Here is a 351-nt window from a genome sequence, read left to right as displayed (position 1 = left end):
CATTAGCTCGAATGAGTTATCTGCTGCGCTCGCGCGGATCAAGGCGAAGCGACTTCTGGTCTTCATCGATGCTTGTCATGCGGGAGGGGCCGCGATCTCGAAATATTTGACTGATAACAAGGGACACCAGCTCAAGTCAGGCTACAGCCAAAATACTTTCGCGAAGCTGGCAGTCGGTAGCGGACGCGCATTAATGGCATCTTGCCGTGCAAACGAAGTGTCGTCTGTATTCGTTGGTGCGAGGAACAGTGTGTTCACGACTACGCTGCTGGCAGGTTTACGCGGTCATGCCGACAAGAGCGCAAGCGGCTTCATCAAGGTTTTTGACCTGTTTAACTATGTCTCCGAAGA

The 351-nt window shown here is 52.4% G+C and carries 1 protein-coding gene; it reads left to right on the top strand.

Annotation, left to right across the window (positions count from 1 at the left end; all coding sequences use genetic code 11):
• On the top strand, window positions 1–351 hold a 351-nt coding region (locus tag KMS84_RS44195; RefSeq protein ID WP_256921477.1), incomplete at both ends, for a caspase family protein.

The sequence above is a fragment of the Streptomyces hilarionis genome (assembly GCF_024539675.1).
GTDB classification, from domain to species: Bacteria; Actinomycetota; Actinomycetes; order Streptomycetales; family Streptomycetaceae; genus Streptomyces; species Streptomyces hilarionis.
This window is presented reverse-complemented; position numbering and strand designations above follow the sequence as displayed.